At 68.9% G+C, this 16,767-nt stretch carries 15 protein-coding genes; 2 read left to right on the plus strand and 13 right to left on the minus strand.

What is annotated here, in order from left to right; genetic code table 11:
* Positions 1-15: 15 nt before the first annotated feature.
* The 5 genes from F4Y45_10345 to F4Y45_10365 are packed head-to-tail and all read right to left on the minus strand — an operon-like array spanning position 16 to position 6,653.
* Positions 16-1,110, minus strand: coding sequence for a hypothetical protein (locus tag F4Y45_10345; protein MXY24907.1), 1,095 nt, complete (start codon positions 1,108-1,110; stop codon positions 16-18).
* 43 nt (positions 1,111-1,153) lie between these two features.
* Complete coding sequence (locus F4Y45_10350; GenBank protein MXY24908.1) at positions 1,154-1,549, minus strand: quinohemoprotein amine dehydrogenase; 396 nt, start codon at positions 1,547-1,549, stop codon at positions 1,154-1,156.
* The gene (gene peaB, locus F4Y45_10355; protein ID MXY24909.1) at positions 1,527-3,077 is read right to left on the minus strand and encodes a quinohemoprotein amine dehydrogenase maturation protein; all 1,551 of its coding nucleotides are present in this window, start codon (positions 3,075-3,077) and stop codon (positions 1,527-1,529) included. The genes F4Y45_10350 and peaB overlap by 23 nt, the downstream gene beginning before the upstream one ends.
* Positions 3,074-4,870 (minus strand): quinohemoprotein amine dehydrogenase subunit alpha, encoded by a 1,797-nt coding sequence (peaA, locus tag F4Y45_10360; GenBank protein MXY24910.1) that lies wholly within the window; start codon positions 4,868-4,870, stop codon positions 3,074-3,076. The genes peaB and peaA overlap by 4 nt, the downstream gene beginning before the upstream one ends.
* 7 nt (positions 4,871-4,877) lie before the next feature.
* Positions 4,878-6,653: an NAD(P)/FAD-dependent oxidoreductase gene (locus F4Y45_10365; protein ID MXY24911.1), complete on the minus strand. Its 1,776-nt coding sequence runs from the start codon at positions 6,651-6,653 to the stop codon at positions 4,878-4,880.
* Here F4Y45_10365 and F4Y45_10370 point away from each other — a divergent pair.
* Positions 6,536-7,006: a DUF411 domain-containing protein gene (locus F4Y45_10370; GenBank protein ID MXY24912.1), complete on the plus strand. Its 471-nt coding sequence runs from the start codon at positions 6,536-6,538 to the stop codon at positions 7,004-7,006. The two genes, F4Y45_10365 and F4Y45_10370, sit on opposite strands and share 118 nt — an antisense overlap.
* A gap of 36 nt (positions 7,007-7,042) precedes the next feature.
* Positions 7,043-7,315: a 30S ribosomal protein S20 gene (rpsT, locus tag F4Y45_10375; protein ID MXY24913.1), complete on the plus strand. Its 273-nt coding sequence runs from the start codon at positions 7,043-7,045 to the stop codon at positions 7,313-7,315.
* Here rpsT and holA read toward each other — a convergent pair.
* The 8 genes from holA to F4Y45_10415 all read right to left on the minus strand — a co-directional run bounded on the left by holA (position 7,312) and on the right by F4Y45_10415 (position 16,765).
* Entirely contained in the window at positions 7,312-8,415 is a 1,104-nt protein-coding gene (gene holA / locus F4Y45_10380; protein MXY24914.1) for a DNA polymerase III subunit delta, read from the minus strand. The two genes, rpsT and holA, sit on opposite strands and share 4 nt — an antisense overlap.
* Positions 8,291-8,866 (minus strand): hypothetical protein, encoded by a 576-nt coding sequence (locus F4Y45_10385; GenBank protein MXY24915.1) that lies wholly within the window; start codon positions 8,864-8,866, stop codon positions 8,291-8,293. The genes holA and F4Y45_10385 overlap by 125 nt, the downstream gene beginning before the upstream one ends.
* Before the next feature lie 28 nt (positions 8,867-8,894).
* Positions 8,895-11,453 (minus strand): leucine--tRNA ligase, encoded by a 2,559-nt coding sequence (locus F4Y45_10390; protein ID MXY24916.1) that lies wholly within the window; start codon positions 11,451-11,453, stop codon positions 8,895-8,897.
* A gap of 105 nt (positions 11,454-11,558) precedes the next feature.
* Positions 11,559-12,599 (minus strand): histone deacetylase, encoded by a 1,041-nt coding sequence (locus F4Y45_10395; protein ID MXY24917.1) that lies wholly within the window; start codon positions 12,597-12,599, stop codon positions 11,559-11,561.
* A gap of 2 nt (positions 12,600-12,601) precedes the next feature.
* Entirely contained in the window at positions 12,602-13,318 is a 717-nt protein-coding gene (locus F4Y45_10400) for a lysophospholipid acyltransferase family protein (GenBank protein ID MXY24918.1), read from the minus strand.
* A complete protein-coding gene (locus tag F4Y45_10405) occupies positions 13,315-14,994 on the minus strand; it encodes an electron transfer flavoprotein-ubiquinone oxidoreductase (GenBank protein ID MXY24919.1) in 1,680 nt (559 codons plus the stop codon). Before F4Y45_10405 ends, F4Y45_10400 begins: the two co-directional genes overlap by 4 nt.
* Entirely contained in the window at positions 14,991-15,992 is a 1,002-nt protein-coding gene (locus tag F4Y45_10410; protein ID MXY24920.1) for an electron transfer flavoprotein subunit alpha/FixB family protein, read from the minus strand. The genes F4Y45_10405 and F4Y45_10410 overlap by 4 nt, the downstream gene beginning before the upstream one ends.
* The gene (locus F4Y45_10415; protein MXY24921.1) at positions 15,992-16,765 is read right to left on the minus strand and encodes an electron transfer flavoprotein subunit beta/FixA family protein; all 774 of its coding nucleotides are present in this window, start codon (positions 16,763-16,765) and stop codon (positions 15,992-15,994) included. The genes F4Y45_10410 and F4Y45_10415 overlap by 1 nt, the downstream gene beginning before the upstream one ends.
* Between the last annotated feature and the right edge of the window lie 2 nt (positions 16,766-16,767).

Below are 16,767 nucleotides of genomic sequence, written 5' to 3' on the forward strand. Positions count from 1 at the left end.
GTCTCCGGGGCCGCCTCACGGCGCCGGCGACGACGGCATCACGATCAGCCCGGACGTCATGTCGCCGTCCAGGGTCAGGGTCCCGAGGTAGTCGAACGACTCCGTATCGTAGAAGTCGATTGTCTCGCCCGCCGACGAGATGTAGAGCACCTCGCCATTCGTGCTGACGTCGACGGCCATGCGTGGGCGGCCCGCGATCTGGCGGCGAAAGCCAACGCGCCGCTGCTCCAGGTCGAAGGTCCAGAACTCGTAGCCCTCGATCCGGCTTGCCAGCCCGTAGGCCGTCTGCCGCCCGGGCGCCAGGGCGAACTGGATTCCGGTCGCCGGCCCCAGCGTGTAGAAGTCGACGTCCCGATTGGGCAGGTCGATCCGGGCGACCCCCATCAGCTCGCGATCCTGCGCGTCGTCGTGCAGCGTGAAGAGGCCGGTGAAGAACCCGGGCTCCTCGTACACGAGGTCGGTCGAGAAGCCGAAATCGATGCGGCCGAGCCCGGGCTCGAGCGGTTCGCGCAACGACCAGCGGTCGACTTCGGTGAAGCCCTCCGTCTCCAGGATGAGAACGTCACGGCCGAAGAAGTAGAGATAGTCGCCGTCGGGCGAGAACAGCATCCGCGCGCTCGGCGACGGCTCCTCCGTCGGCCACGGCAGTTCCTCGACGATCTCGTGCGTCGCCATGTCGACCCGCACCAGCCGGTACGGCTCGATCTCGAAGCGGTCGAGATGCTTGACGGCGGTGTCGAGGTTGAGGATGGCGGTGCGTCCGTCGGGGGCCACGCGGAATGAACGAATGCGGACGCGCCGGTTCCCGTCGCTGAAGTTGAACGAGTCGGTGACCTCGCGCGAGGCGATGTCGACCGTCGTCAGATGCTCCATGGTCGGGTCGAGGAAGTAGAAGCGTTCCCGATCTTCGGAGACGACCATCGAGCGGGGCGCACCGTGCGGCACCTCGATCTCGTCGACGACGCTGGTCGTCGCCTCGTCGATGACGAAGATCCGGCTCGGGTAGGCCCCGAGATACAGGGTGCCGTCGCCGGCCGACATCGGCTCGGCGGATTGCGCCGCCGCCAGCGTCGCGACGCTCAGCGCGAGCGCCGCCAGCGCAAGCGCCACGGCCAGGGCGCTCGGCCCCGGCCGGCCTCGCGACGCGAAGCCCTCAGGGGAAGATGAGGTCAATCTTTCGCCAGTCCTTCTGCGCGGCCGCACACTTGGCCGTCCAGTCCGGCGCGTGATTCAACTGATCCGGCACCTGCGCCGGCCAGAAACAACCCAGATGGCAGTCGAACAGGTCGCGCTCGACCGGCTGGCACAGCCCGGCCGCACCGCCGTTCCGGTCGGCTTCCCATCCTGGCGAGAAGACGAAGCTGCATCCGAGCGGAATATGCGGCCCCTCCGGCTTGGGTGGCCCGCTGCTCCCCTCCTGCAACGCCACCACGCGGCCCTCCGGCTGCCCCGGGGACGCGCCCGCCGCCCCGGCAGCGTGAGGCCGCGCCTCGGCGAAGCCCTCGGCGATCCGGGCGGCTTTCTGGTTAATGGGTCGGAGATGCGTCATCGTTCACCTCAGCAGGCGGGTCACCACCATCGAACCGCCGGAGAAACGCCGGATTCCGCTCGGCGATCTCGCCGTAGATCTCCAGGCAGGTCTCCGTCCATCCGCGTATCCATTCGCAATAGTGCAGGTTGGGGGCCTGCGTGGTCCCGTAGCGCGTGTACGCCTCATGGTAGCAGCCACCCGCGCAAAGGGGACGCGCCCAGCACGTCCGGCAGTCCGTCTTCCGGTCTATGTGATGGGCGTCGAGGAACGCCTCCTGGGCGGACTCGTCGACGCCCTCCCGCACCGTCCCCAGCTTGTGGTCGCCGGACCCGGCGAACCGGTGACAAAGCGCCACGTCGCCGTTCGTTGCGACTCCCATCAGTCCGAGCCCCGCCCCGCACGGCAGCGCCTTGCTCGCCCCCTTGTGGAGCTCCTCGATCGTGTCGGCCACGTTGCTGAAGCCGTGGTGCCGGCCTTCGAGCGCAGCCTGCAGGAACTCCCGGCCCAGCTCGCGGAACTGCGCCAGCATGGAATCGAAGCCACTATCTCCGATGGCGTGAGCGCGGCCGGGCGACGTCGTGACCGGCGCGAAGCCGACCTCCCAGAATCCGATGTCCTCGGTGAGATGCCGGTAGATCCGAGTGATGTCGAGCACGTCGGAAGTCAACGTCACCCGCGCGCCGATCGGCCGCGACCGGTGGCGTCGGAGCAACTCGCGCACCTTCGGCGCGACGACGTCATAACTCCCCCGTCCGTCGTGAAACACGCGAAACTTGTCCTGCATCTCCTTCGGGCCGTCGATGGATATCGTCACCCCGACGTCGTTGTCGGCCAGAAACTCGATCACCTCCGGGCGCAGCAGCGTGCCGTTCGTCGTCAGGCTGAACTCGACCCGCTTGCCCACCTCCGCCGCGCGGTGGCGCGCGTACGGGATCGTCTTCTCCAGCACGGCGAAGTTCAGCAGCGTTTCCCCGCCGAAGAAGGTAAGCCGCACGACCGGGCTGTTTCCCGAACGCTCGATCATGAAGTCGACGCTCTCCCGCGCCGTTTCCTCGCTCATCAGCTTCGGCATGCCGCCGGCCGTCGGTTCGGCAATCCGGTCCTCGCCGTACTCGTAGCAGTAGGTGCAGGCGAGATTGCAGCGGTTCGTGACGTTGACGACCAACGTCGACAACGGAATCGGCTTCAGCGGGATGATGTTCGGTGCGGGCTTCGGCGCGGGGGCCGGCGGGCCGGGCTCAATCGGCACGATCACGCGGGCGCCGGCCAGCTCGGCCAGTGTCGCCTCGACTTCCGGGAGGGCGAAACGCCCCGCGAGACGGCCGAAGAGGTCCGGCGGGGCGAGGCGCCCAGCGCTCAGCGCGTCGACCACGGCGGCCGACGTCTCGTCAAGCGCGAATACCGCCGCGCTCGGCACGAGATAGAGGAACCGGCGACCCGCCGCCTCGAAGGGATGGCACTCGCCGAGGGAAAGGAACTCAACGCGCCGATGTTTCGCGTCAGCGCCAGCGGGACTTCCAGCGAACTCGTCACGACGCGCGGTCATGGTCCCGATTCCCCGCGCCGCAGGTACACCGGCACCGTCACCAGCAGGTGCGCCCGGGCCCTGAGCGGACGCTCCAGCTCGACGCCGCTGACCGGCTCCGCCGCGAGCGTCGCCACGACCCAGACGTCGCCGACGTTGTTGCGGTTGCCGCTCCGCTCCGGATTCGGTCCGTCGACGGCCGGTTCGAACGCGCCGTCCTCGCCGAGCGTACCGACGAAGGCGGTGTCGTCGTCGTCGTAGGTGACCGCGTACTCCTCGACACTCCAGTCCACATCGACCATTCCAAGATCGAGGTCGTCGTCGGTGCCCGACTCCCCATCGGGCCCATCGTGCCAGGCGCGCGCCTCGAAGTACTCGTACTGCTTGGGAAACACGATGCCCCCGACACGCGCCAGCCCGGTCGCCGGGGTCACGTCGAGCCGGTGGATCTCGTCGAAGACAGTCACCGCCGCGGTCAGCGAGGCGGAACCGATGAACAGGTCGCGCGCGCCGATTCGGGCCTCCGCGTCCACCGTGACGGCGAGCGTCGCGGACGTCGCGGACGGTTCGCTGACGGCGGTCACGGTCAGGCCCGCACCGAGATCGATCGACGCGGCGTCGAGCGGCTGGGGGAGATTGGCGCCGAAGAGCTGCAGCGTGACGTCGCCCGCCCGGGACGGCACGGACCGCGGGTAGACCCCGGTGATCAGCGGCTCCGAGCCGACACGCCGCAGCGTCACGTCGATGCCACGCTCGTCGTAACCGCCGGTGAACCAGCGTCCCGTAATCTCCTCGCGGTCGCGCGAGAGGAACATCACTTCCCGCGCCTCGAACTGCCCGGGGCTCGTGGAGCGGCCGCGCCACTGATAACCCGTATAGATCAGCGCCTCGCCGGTGCGGGTGACCTCGACGTCGCGTGACGGGTAGCGGTAGCTGGTCCGTGTATCCAGCTCGTCCGGCGCCGACGGGTCCGACGCAACGGTCAGGGTGCCGTACACGGGACCCTGGCCGCGCTCGTGACCGACTAGCGCCCACGTTCCGTCGAGAACCGGCGTGCGCATGTTCGCCGACCAGCTCGTCCACTCCGTCGTATCCAGCGGAAAAGCCTCCGCCAGATGGGCCACGGCGCGCTCGACCGCGGTCCGCTCATCGGCGTCGTCGCCCCCATCCGCCCCTTCCCCTCGGGAATCGACGTTCCGGGTGAACGACTGAAAATCCGCGAACGGGTAGTAGCCGCGGTGCATGGCGGTCAGCAACCCCCATTCCTCGAGGGTCCGCCGCTGGTTCAGCACGCGGCCCATCGAGTGGCAGCGGTTGCACGTCTCCTGCGTCTCGGGATCGGCTTGGTAGAAGAAATCGATGTTCCGGCGCTCCACCTCGAAGGCCCCGAGACGCGCCTCCTCCGGCGCCAGGCCATGATGGGTCGCCAGGTATCGAACCGCCTCACGGGCGTCCGCCGGCTCGATCTGCAGATCGTTCAGAAGCACCATGCGCCGGATGGTCTGCTGCCACCCCTCCGGCGACGTCCGCTGATAGGAAATGCGGCTCATCCGCCCCTGCTCGTCCGAGGGATGGCAGTCGCCGCAGACCCGGTGGACGAGGTCGCTGGCGACGGGAATCCCGCCGTCGGGCAGTCCGCCGCCCGACGCGTCGTTCTGTGCCGACACCGGCGCGGCTCCGGCGATGAGCGCCGCGGCGGCCAGCGCGACCGCACATGATCCCGCTCCGTGCCCGGAGAGTGGGAATCGTGAGAGAGACATCCGTGGGATTGTTGTAGCACACATTCCGGTTCGGATCGACCGCCTCGGCCCCATGCCGCGCTCAGGCTTCGTTGCGCAACACGCCCCGTCCCAGGAGCACGGCCAGCGCACCGAGAAAATCGGCCAGGTCCACCGGTGCGCGCGATCCACAATACGCCTCGTACAGGTCCGGCACCTCCGTCCGGCTCTCCGCAATCTCCATCAGCGCCAGAAGATCAACCCCCCGCAGGTATCGAATGGCGATGGCGCCAGCCTTTCCCGCATCGAGCGACAGGCAGGCGTCGGCCACGATCTCCCGTCCCTCGACGGCCGGCGCCGACGTCGTACGGACCGCATCGGTCGGCCGCAAGCGAATCGAGGGCGCGCGGCGCAGCGCGTCGAACGCGGAACGGACCGCGGGATCGCGGCGAAACGCTTCGACCGCATCCGGCCCGCCGGCACGGCTGCGGACACCGTCCATTGCCATCGGATCCGAACGGTCGCTCCAGAACGGATGCAACTCATGCTGCGACACCTGGGCGAAGAACTCGGAGGACTGCCGGCGGTACGCGTCCCAGACCTCCTGCTCCCGCTCGGCGTGGAAACGAAGCGCCAGGTCCGCACGGGTGGGATGCAGCAGGCAGGTGTTGGCCACGACCGAGGCCAGCCAGGCCGACGCCATCGCCTTCTTGACCCCGAACGAGGATAGCGGGTCGATGAAGGTGGCGGCGTCACCGACCAGCAGATAGCCGGGCCCGCCGAAGCGGCGGGAGCCGTACTGGGAGGCGTCGCAGGCCCAAGGCTCCCCTTCGAGTGAGGCGCCGGCGGCAAGGCGGGCCAGATGAACCGTCTTGCCGACTTCGGCCCGGTAGCGCGCGGCGAGGGATCCCGGATGGTCGGTTTCGGTAGTCCGGGGATCGACCATCACGGTCACGTAACGCCGCCGCTCGGATAGCGGTACCGACCATGCCCATCCGTCGGCGTATGCCTCGACGACCGTATGCGAAGCGTCCCCGGGCTCCCCACCGGGCTCGACGCCGGACGCGGATGCCGGTCCGGCGAACGCCCCGCCGCCATCGCGCCGCCAGATGCCGACCAGCGCGAGCGTCGTCTCCGCCGCCTGCAGGCGCGTACGATGACGGCGGGCGATGACGCCGGCTCGGCCGGAACAGTCGAGAACGATGCGCGCCGAGGCCGTCACGGCGCGTTCCCGCTCGTCCCGGCCGGCCACCACCATCGGGCCGTCCTGGCCGTTCGCCACCCGCCGGACCGTAACGCCGGTCCGGACTATCGCGCCCGCTCTCCGCGCTTCGTCCAGAAGCAGGCGATCGAAGTCCCGGCGAAGCACCTGATACCCGACGCGTCCGCCCCCGAACGACGCCACGCGGGGTGGGCCGGCGCCCCAGCAAACCGTGTTGCCGCCCGTCGTGACGAAACCCGCCCTCTCAACCGCCTCCCGGACGCCGATCGCCTCGAACACCTTCCGGCAACTGGGCGGCAGCGACTCGGCGAGCGACGGAGTCCCGGCCTCGGACTTCGCCAGGAGCAGGGCCGAATGCCCCCAGGCCGAGAGCAGACGCGCCGCGGATGAGCCGGCGGGACCGCCACCAATGATCGCGACGTCGACCGGGCCGTCCCCGTCTCCTCCGGGCGCCGGTTCGCGATCGGAGCCCGGGCGGGTGGGCGCAATGCTCTCTGCCACGCCCGGCGAGCATATAATGCTGTCCAAGGAGACACTGCATGAAACGGACACTGATGGGTGTGGCGGTTGCCTTGGCGGTAGGCGTATCCGGATGGACGCTGGCTGGCGCCCAGGAGAGCGAGACCGGTCACGCGATCGACGTCTACAAGACGCCAACCTGCGGCTGCTGCGCAATTTGGGTCGACCACCTGCGGGAGCACGGATTCAAGGTAACGGTGACCGACGTCCCGAACGTTGTTCCGCTCAAGCAACGGCTGGGAATCCAGCCGGAGCTCTCGTCGTGCCACACGGCGGTCGTGAATGACTACGCGATCGAGGGCCATGTGCCGGCATCCGATATCCTGCGGTTGCTCCGCGAGGGGCCGCGCGTCGCGGGCCTTGCGGTGCCCGGAATGCCCCTCGGCTCACCCGGGATGGAGATGCCGGATCCCTCGCGTCACGAGCGGTATGACGTAATCGCGTTCGATCGCCAGGGCGGGATGGAAGTCTGGGCGACGCACGGCCCGTAGACGGACCGCTGCACGAATCGGTATCATTACGCGTTTATGGCCAACCACAAGTCAGCCCTTAAGGCCCACCACAAGAGCCTGGAGCGGCAGGAGCGCAATAGCCGGCTCAAGAGCCGGATGCGCCGGGCCATCCGGGCAACGCGTCGCGACATGGACGCCGGAAGCGATGCGGCGGAGCTCCGTGAATCCGTCCGTTCCGCCAACGCCCTGATCGATACGGTGGCCGGCAAGGGAGTTATTCACCGGAACGCCGCCGCCCGCCACAAGTCGCGCCTCGCCAGGCGCCTGCGGAACGCGGACGGCTCCTAGCGGCGCCCCCGCGGACCGCCGCCCCCGGCTGGCGCCCGTCCCCTCCCGCCGCACAACTCGGCGACCAGCCGCTCGAGCAGCACGCGCGGATCGCCGCCCGACTGCTTCAGCGCCCGGTCGGTGCGAAACACGGCGTCAATCGCCGGGCCGGTCCGCGTCGGGCCGAGACGGCTCCGCGCCACCCAGGCGAGCTGCCCCAGCACCATGTACGGGACGGCGCCGGCTTCGAGCGCCAGGCCCACTTCCCGGAGGGCGCGGCGCGTGTCCCGCTGCTCTATCGCCCGCGCGACCGCCCAGTCGTCGTCCGGACCGGCTACGGATGCCCCCACTACCGTCCGGACGTCCTCGACCGTGATTCTGGGAGCGTCCGCCGCGTAGAGCGAGAGTCGGTCCAGCGCACCGCGCAGGGCGCTGGCGTCGGAGCCCACCACGGCCGCCAGCAGCCGCACCGCCGCGGGCTCCGCCTCCCGGCCCATCTCCTTCAGCCGCCTCACAATCCAGTCTCCGGCGTCGGTGGCGTCGGCCAGATCGCCGCACCGCACCACATCCGCTGCTTCGCTGATCCGCCTGAAGACGCGACGCCGCTCGTCCAGATCCGCGACCTCGAGCAATACCGTCGCGTGCGGCGCCGGCTCCTCAAGGTAGGCCTCGAGGGCCGAGAGACCCTCCGTCGCCGCCTGACTCTCCCGCTTCGGCTGCAGCACGTGCTCGGCATGCAGGACGACGATCACGCGTCGCGCCGCCATCATCGGGAGGGTCTGGGCGGCGTCGAGCACTTCCGGAATCGTTGTCTCGTCCCCCTGGAACCGGTCGACGTTGAAGAGGCGGATGCCCTCGTCGATCGTGGCGACGGTCGCCTCGATCAGCGCCCGTTTCTCCGCCGCATCGTCTCCCAACAGCAGGCAGACGGAGCCCGGGCCGCCCGTGGCAAGTCGCGCACGGAAAGCGGCGGGCGTCAGCTCCGGCAACGGCTCCTCAGAACGCCTCGAGGATAGAGCTGACGACGGTGTCCGCGAAGTCGGTCGCGAGACGTTCCACCGTGTTGTTCCGCTGGCCGAAGAAAGTGGACGGACTGGCGACGTCACCGGTGCCGGAGGCAACGTCGTACTCGTCGGCGAACTGCAACTGCGCGTTGTCCCAGATAACCTCGCCGGTCGTAAGGTCGCGGAACTCGATGCTGGCGATCAGCGTGAAGATGTAGCGCGACGCCTGCTGGTCCGCGTTGAAGCTGGCGGGTTCGATACGGATGTTGGTGATGGCGCCGATGAGCGACGCATCCGCGCCGGCGGTACCGGTCTGCACGCGGTAGGAGCCGCGGCCGATGAATGCGGTGCGCACCTCCTGCGTCAGCAGCTGCTCGACGTCGAAGACCGCGGTCCGGTTCTCGAAGGTGGGGATTGCGACAGTCTCAATGTAGTCGGGCAGGAACGACCCGCGCCCCGCCAGCGTATAGCCGCAGCCGGCCGCGAACATGCTGGCCCCGGCTACGGCAATCGCGGCGACCGCCGCGATGACGAAGCGACGACAGGAACGTTGGAATTCAGTGGTCATCACGGTCAAGTCCTTCAAACGGGACGGTTCAGCCTCTCGCCACTATGCTAACCATTCGGCCCGGCACAACGAGGACCCGATCGATCCGTTTGCCTTCGGTGTGTGCCTGAACCTGCGAAGTCTCCAGCGCGAGACGTTCCAGCTCCGCCCGGGACGCGTCAGTCGGAACCGTCACGCGTGCCCGCACCTTGCCGTTCACCTGCACCGGCACGACCACCGTCTCCCCCGCCGCCACACCGGCATCCGCCACCGGCCAGCCCGCTGCCGCAACACCGTCCGCGTAGCCCAGCGCTTCCCACAGCTCTTCACCCACGTGCGGGGTAAAAGGAGACAGCATCAACACCAGCGCCTCGATCGCTTCCCGCAGGACGGCTAGCGCGGCCGCCGACGGACCGGCCTCGGGATCGCCGTTCTTCGGGGCGAAGGGACCGATCTTCCGCCGTTCGCAGAAGGAGTACAGCTCGTTGACCAGTTCCATAAGCGCGGCGACCGCCGTATTGAGATGCACGCGGGGATCGAGGTCTTCGGAAACCCGCGCAATCGTCCGATGCGTCTTTCGCCGAAGGGTCCGCTCGTCATCGTCGAGCGTCACACTGTCGAACGACACCGGCCCGGACGCCGCGCGGAAGTTCTCTGCGAACGGCATCACGAGGCGCCAGACGCGTCCCAGGAAACGGGCGCTTCCCTCGAGTCCGGCGTCGGTCCATTCAATCTCCTTCTCCGGCGGCGCGACAAAGGTCTCGTACAGGCGCAGCGCGTCGGCCCCATGCTTCGACATCATCTCGTCCGGGTCGACGACATTGCCCTTCGACTTCGACATCACGGCGCCGTCCTTCAGGACCATGCCCTGCGTCAGCAGCCGCGTGAACGGTTCATCGTGCGAGAGCAATCCCAAATCGCGCAGGACGCGGCAGAAGAAGCGGGAGTAAATCAGGTGGAGGATGGCATGCTCGACCCCGCCGCAGTAGAAGTCGATGGGAGCCCAGTAGCGGACCGCCTCCGGATTGAACGCGGCGCCGGCGTTGGACGGATCGCAATAGCGGTAGAAATACCAGGATGAATCGACGAACGTGTCCATCGTGTCGGTCTCGCGCCGCGCTGCGCCGCCGCAACCCGGGCACGTGGTGTTGACGAATGACTCGACCTGGGCCAGCGGCGAGTCACCCTGTCCGCTGAACAGCTCCACCTGCGGCAGTTCCACCGGCAGTTGATCGTCGGGCACCGGCTGAACGCCGCAACTGTCGCAGTAGACGATGGGGATGGGCGTGCCCCAGTAGCGTTGGCGCGAGATCCCCCAGTCCTTGAGGCGAAACTGCACTTCGCCCCGACCGAAGCCGCCCGCCTCCGCCGCCGCGGCCATCTTCCCGCGCGCCTCGGCGCTGTCCAGAGCCGTATAGTCGCCCGAGTCGACCAGCCGGCCGTACTCCGGGACCGCCGCTTCCAGCCGGTCGCCCGTCGGCAGCGTCTGCCCCGACGGCTGAATCACGACGCGGACCGGAAGCCCGTATTTTCTGGCGAACTCGAAGTCCCGCTGATCGTGCGCCGGCACCGCCATGATCGCCCCGGTGCCGTACTCCGCGAGAACGAAGTTGGCTACCCAGATGGGCACCGCCTCGCCGCTGAACGGGTTGATCGCGACGCGTCCGGTATCGATGCCTTCCTTGTCGATCTGACCGGTCAGCCGGGCCGTCCGATCCAGCGCCCGGAACCGCTTCACGCGCTCGAGAAAGGCCTCGCCGTCCGTCCGCCCCGCCGCAATCCGTTCCACCAGAGGATGCTCCGGCGCCAGCAGTACGAACGTCGCACCGTAGATCGTGTCGATGCGCGTCGTGAAGACTTCGATCGGTTCCCCATCCCCGTCCGCCGTCCCGTCGGGTTCCGCCAGCGCGAACTGCACGCGCGCTCCCTCGGAGCGGCCAATCCAGTTCCGCTGCATCGTCAGGACCTTGTCGGGCCATTGATCGAGCGTCTCGATCCCGTCGAGCAATTCGTCGGCGTACTGCGTGATCCGGAAGAACCACTGCGCCAGCTCGCGCCGGCCGACGGTTGCCCCGCAACGCCAGCAGCCTCCGTCCACCACCTGTTCGTTCGCCAGGACCGTCTGGCAGTCGGGACACCAGTTCACGGAGGCTTTCTTGCGGTAGGCGAGATTCCGCTCGTACATCCGGAGGAAGATCCACTGGTTCCAGCGGTAGTAGTCCGCATCGCACGTCGCAAGCTCCCGCTCCCAGGCGTAGCTGATGCCGAGTCGCTGCAACTGATCCTTCATGTGCGCGATGTTCTCGCGCGTCCACGTCTCCGGATGGGTCCGGTTCTTGATTGCCGCGTTCTCGGCCGGCATGCCGAAGGCGTCCCATCCGAAGGGATGGAGGACGTTGTACCCGCGCATCCGCTTCATTCGGGCGACGACGTCGCCGATCATGTAGTTCCGGACATGACCAACATGGGCGTGGCCGGAGGGATAAGCGAACATCACGAGGCAATAGAACGGATCCCGGGCCGGGTCCTCCACCACCTCGAAGGCGCGGCTCTCGCGCCAGCGCTGTTGCCACTTCCGATCTATCGCCTGGGGGTCGTAGTCGCGCACGAAGAAGCTCACCAGGGTACGGGGCCGGCGCCATGGCCGGCTCCCGATCGGGTTCCTGATCGATAGTCTACAGTCTCGACCGCGCGGGCGGCCCGAAGGGCGGTCCTACCACCCGAGGGAGGGCCAGTACGCGGCCTGGGCCTGCTTGACTGAGGCAAGCACGGCGCCGGCGGTCCCGGTCGGCCCGGCCGCGGGCGGGACGGACGCCGGCGTCTCTTCGGCGCAGGTCTCGAGAGTCATGTCGAGGCACGCCTCGAGCGCGTCGAGGTCATAGCCGCCCTCGGTCACCACCGCGAAGCGGCCATCACAGTGCGCAGCGGCGAACCCGCGCAGCCGCCGGTTGAGGGTGCGGAACCCGTCGACGGTCAGGCGCATGCCGCCGAGCGGATCGGCGGCGTGCGCGTCGAATCCGGCCGAGAGGATCAGAAGATTCGGGCCGAAGGCGCCTAGCACGGGTAGAACGACGTCGCGAAAGACAAGATCCTGATCCGCGTCGGTCGCCCCGGCGGCGAGAGGAATATTGAGGGTTGCCCCGGCGCCGTCACCCCGCCCCACGTCGTCCGCGGCGCCGGTGCCGGGATAGAAGGGGTATTGGTGCGTCGAGACGTATAGCACGCTCGGATCGTCATAGAAGATCCACTGGGTGCCGTTGCCATGATGGACGTCGTAGTCGATGACCGCCACGCGCGCCGCGCCTCGCGATCGGGCATGCGCCGCCGCCACCGCCGCGTTGTTGTAGAGACAGAAGCCCATCGCGCGCGCCCGCTCCGCGTGGTGGCCCGGCGGCCGGACAAAGGCCAGGCCGGGGGCGTTCCGATCCAGTGCGTGGTCGACCGCCGCAATCGTGGCGCCCGCCGCGAGGCGCGCGATCGTCTCCGACTCGGGCGACGTGTAGGTGTCGGGATCGAGGCGGACGCTCCGCCCCGAGGTAGCGGCGATGCTCCCGAGGTAGTCCGCGGCGTGCACTCGGGCAAGCGCCTGGTCGGCCACCGCCTCGGGCTCGGCGATCGTGCCGCCCTGTGACCGCCACCGGTCGGCGGCGCGGGTCATTGCCTCCGCGCGCGCCGGGCGTTCCGGGTGGCCCGGCGGCGTTTCGTGCTCCACGAAACGGGACGAGGCGATCAGCAACACGTCCGCGAGTGCCATCGTCAGTTTGTCTCCCGTGCCGGCGCCCGGGCCATGACTGTCGCGCGTTCGGCCAGAGCCGCGAGAGAGTCCGCCAGCTCTCGTCGCTTCTCCTCCATTACATCATCGTCCGGACGGCGCGGGACGTAGATCGGCGGGCCAATCACCATGGCAGTTCGCGCGAAAGGCTTCGGCACCTGCGTGCCGTCCCAGCTCCGGATCGTCCAATAGCGATCCGACTCGGCATGGAACGGCAGGATCGGCTGGCCGGTCAGACTGGCGAGCCAGACCGCACCCGGCTGTACCGAACGCGCCGGGCCGCGCGGTCCGTCGACGGCAAACCCGGTCGGCGCGCCGTCCACGCTCAGGCGGCGCATCCGGACCATGGCGCGCGCGCCGCCGCGCGACGACGATCCGCGGGCCGTCCGATAGCCGAACCACTCGATCAGCCGGCCGATCCACTCCCCGTCGAAATTCTCGCTGATCATCACGACGATCCCGCGCCCGCGCCAGAACCAGGTGGCGTGCAGGACACGGCCGTGCCAGAAGGCGAGGACGGGCTGGCGGCCCGACGCGACGATCGCGTCGTGGTGCTCCATCCCTTCGACGCGCCATCGCAGCGTCCGGCAGATGGCGTCGACGACCGGGGCTCCGAGCGCGCCGATCAGCCGCGCCATCGTCCGCTGGCGGAACGACAGCCGTCTTGGCGTATCGTCGTGGCGCGCCGGCCCTTCGGTCACATTCCTTCGTATTGCGGGCCGCCCTCCCCCTCCGGCGGTACCCAGTCGATGATCTGGTACGGATCCATGATGTCGCACGTCTTGCAGTGCACGCAGTTCGATGCGTTGACCTGCAGCCGCTTCCCCTCACCGGCGCCGGCATCAACGATCTCGTAGACGTTGGCGGGGCAGAACCGCGTGCAGGGATTCCGGTACTCCTCAATGCAGCGCGTGCGGCAGATGTCCGTGTCATGGACGATCAGGTGCGACGGCTGGTTCTCGTCGTGGCGCGTCCCGGAATAGTGGACGTTGGTCAGCCGGTCGAACGTCAGCGTCCGGTCAATCGGCACGCCGGGCGCCTCCGGCGCCTGCCGGCCGCGGTAATAGTCGTCCACCGTCCGGATCCGTTCATGCCCGGCATGCGACGGGATCGGGTCGCGCAGCCACCAGCCGCCGGTCAGCAGCGACAGCCCGGAAAAGACCAGCCCGGGCAGGAGGCCGGCTCCGAATGCCTGGTGGACGTTCCGGACCGGGTACAGCTCGCGATGGATCGGCCCCTCCTGAATCAGCCGATCGTACCCGGCAAGCCGGGATGCGGAGACGTCACCCGCCCGGATGGCGGCAAATGCCGCCTCGGCCGCCGCCATCCCGCTTCGCATCGCGAGGTGAATACCCTTCAGCCGCATCGAATTGAGGAATCCGCCGGCATCTCCCAGAATGAGTGCGCCGTCGGCGTGGCACTTCGGGATGGCGTGCCAGCCCCCCTCCGGCAACGCCTTCGCGCCGTAACGCACCATCTGCCCGCCGTCGAGCAGCCGGGCAACCAGCGGGTGCCGCTTGAACCGCTGAAAGGCGACATGCGGATCGAACAGCGGATCGCGGTAGTCGAGCCCGGCGACGAAGCCGACCGACAGCCGCCCCTCCGGCAAAGCGTAGATGAACCCGCCGCCGAACTCCTCGAAACGCAGGGGGTGGCCCATCGTGTGGATCACCGAACCGGGAGCCAGACGCTCCGGATCGACATCCCACAACTCCTTGATGCCGATGGCGTATGTCTGCGGCTGACGATCGGTGTCGAGGCCGAGCCGCGCGATCAGCGTCTTGGTCAGGTTGCCCCGCACGCCGTCGGCGAGCAGCGTCACCGGCGCGCGGATGTCGACGCCCGGCTCGAATGTCGGCCGGCGGGAACCATCCTTCGCGATGCCCCGGTCGCCGGTCCGCGCCCCGACGATGCGGTCGCCGTCGTACAGCAATTCCGACGCCGCAAAACCGGTAAAGACATCGACACCCGCCGCCTCCACTTGATCCGTCAGCCAGGCCGCAAAGCGGTTGAGCGAGATGACGTAGTGGCCGTGGTTGCGGAGCGGCGGCGGCGTGAAGGGAAACGGGATGGCGCGACGGCCGGTCAGGAAGTAGATGCTGTCGCGCGCGACCGGGGTCTCGAGCGGTGCGTTCCGCTCCCGCCAGTCGGGGATCAGGTCGTGAAGGGCCGAAGGATCGAGGACCGCGCCCGAGAGCATGTGCGCGCCCGGCGCGCGCGCCTTCTCGAGCAGGGCGATCGCGAGGGGCTCGCCTCCCGCTTCGGCGCTGAGGCGCGCCAGCCGATATGCCGCGGCGAGGCCGGCCGGTCCGCCGCCGACAATCAGGACGTCGACCTCGAGCGTGTCGCGATCCGGCTCGATCGGATCCAGGGTCAGTCTCCCCCGGCGTCTCCACCCTCGAGCGCCGCCTGAATCGCCGGCACGATCTCGAACAGGTCGCCGACGATGCCATAGTGCGCCACCTCGAAGATGGGGGCGTCGGCATCCTTGTTGATGGCGACGATCGTGCGCGCCCCCTTCATGCCGACCAGATGCTGAATGGCGCCGGAGATGCCCAGCGCCAGATAGAGTCCGGGCGCCACGGTCTGGCCGGAACTGCCGATTTGCCGATCCATCGGCAGCCAGCCGGCGTCGCAGATGGGTCGGGAGGCCGCCACCTCGGCGTCGAGAGCGCGCGCCAGCTCCTGGACAAGCGGCAGGTGCTCCGCATCCTTGATGCCCCGGCCCACCGCAACGATCCGCTCCGCCTGGGTCAGGTCGACCGCCTGCTTCGCCTCCCTGAACGGCGCTTCCGGCTGCTGGCGGATGGCCGCCGCGTCCAGTTGCACCTCGACCGCGCGGACCGGCGCCGGTGCGTCGCCGCGGCGCGCGCTGTCGGCGCGCCACGCGCCGATCTGGATGGTCGCGCAGTGCGGCGGCGGACCCTCCGGCGCCACATCCGCGACGAACTTCCCCTGGAACATTGGGCGGACGAAGACCGTCGCGCCGTCGTGCGCCCTGGCTCCGATGCAGTCGGGAATCAGGAGGCGCCCGATCCGGGCGGCCAGAGCGGGTGCGTAGTCGCGCGTCTGGTACGTGTGCGGCCAGAGCACGAGGTCCGGCGAGACGCCGCCGATCACCTGCGCGTAGGCGGTGGTGAGGCCGTCGGCGGTGTAGGGCTCGAGCGCCGCGTGATCGATCGCGAGCACTCCGTCGACGTCCGCCGCGGCCAGCTCCGCCGCCGACGACGCGAGAGATGCCCCCGCGCCGGCCAGCGCGACCGTGATCGGCCCGGCGGGCGCCGCGTCGCTCGTGGCGATCTGCTGCGCCGCCGCCACCGTTTCCCAAGTGGCGGGATTGACCGCGCCGTCACGCTGTTCACCGACAACCAGGATCACAGGACGCGCGCCTCCTCGCGAAGCAATCGCACCAGCTCACGCGCCGCCTCCGCGGGCGCGCCGTCGATCAGGTGCGTGTCGCCGGACTTCTCCGGCGCGTACATCCGTAGGATCCGCTGTCCGCCGACGCCGGAGAGCTCCGGCGTCACCTTGCGGATCTCCTTCCGCTTGGCCGCCATGATCCCCCGGAGCGTGGCGTAGCGAAGCTGGTTGATGCCGCTCTGAATCGTCAGGAGCGCTGGCAGCGGCAGGCTCACCCACTGGAACCAGCCGCTCTCCAGTTCCCGCTTGACGCGGAGCGATCCCTCTCCACCGGCCTCCACCTCCATGATGATCGTCGCGTGCGGCAGGCCCAGGCGTTCCGCCAGGACCACGCCGGTCTGTCCGAAGCCCTGGTCGTCCGACTGCAGGCCGGTCAGCACCAGATCGAACCCCTCGTCACGGATAGCGTCGGCCAGCGCCCCCGCCATCACCCCGGCATCGGCTTCCGCCAGCGCGTCGCTCTCGACATGGATTGCACGGTCCGCGCCGCGGGCAAGCGCCTCCCGAATCACCTGCGTGGCCCGCGCCGGCCCGGCCGAGCAGACGACCACCTCGCTGTCGTCGCCGGCGAGACGTTCCTTCAACCGGAGCGCCTCTTCCAGCGCGTAGGCGTCCGGCTCGTTCATCTCGTACGTCGCGTCGCTATCGCGGACCCAGGTGTTCGACTCCGCAACGCGGAGCGGCCAGTCGCGCGTAATGACCTGCTTCAGGCAAACCGCGATCTTCATCG

Source organism: Acidobacteriota bacterium (genome assembly GCA_009838525.1).
Classification (GTDB): Bacteria; Acidobacteriota; Vicinamibacteria; order Vicinamibacterales; family UBA8438; genus VXRJ01.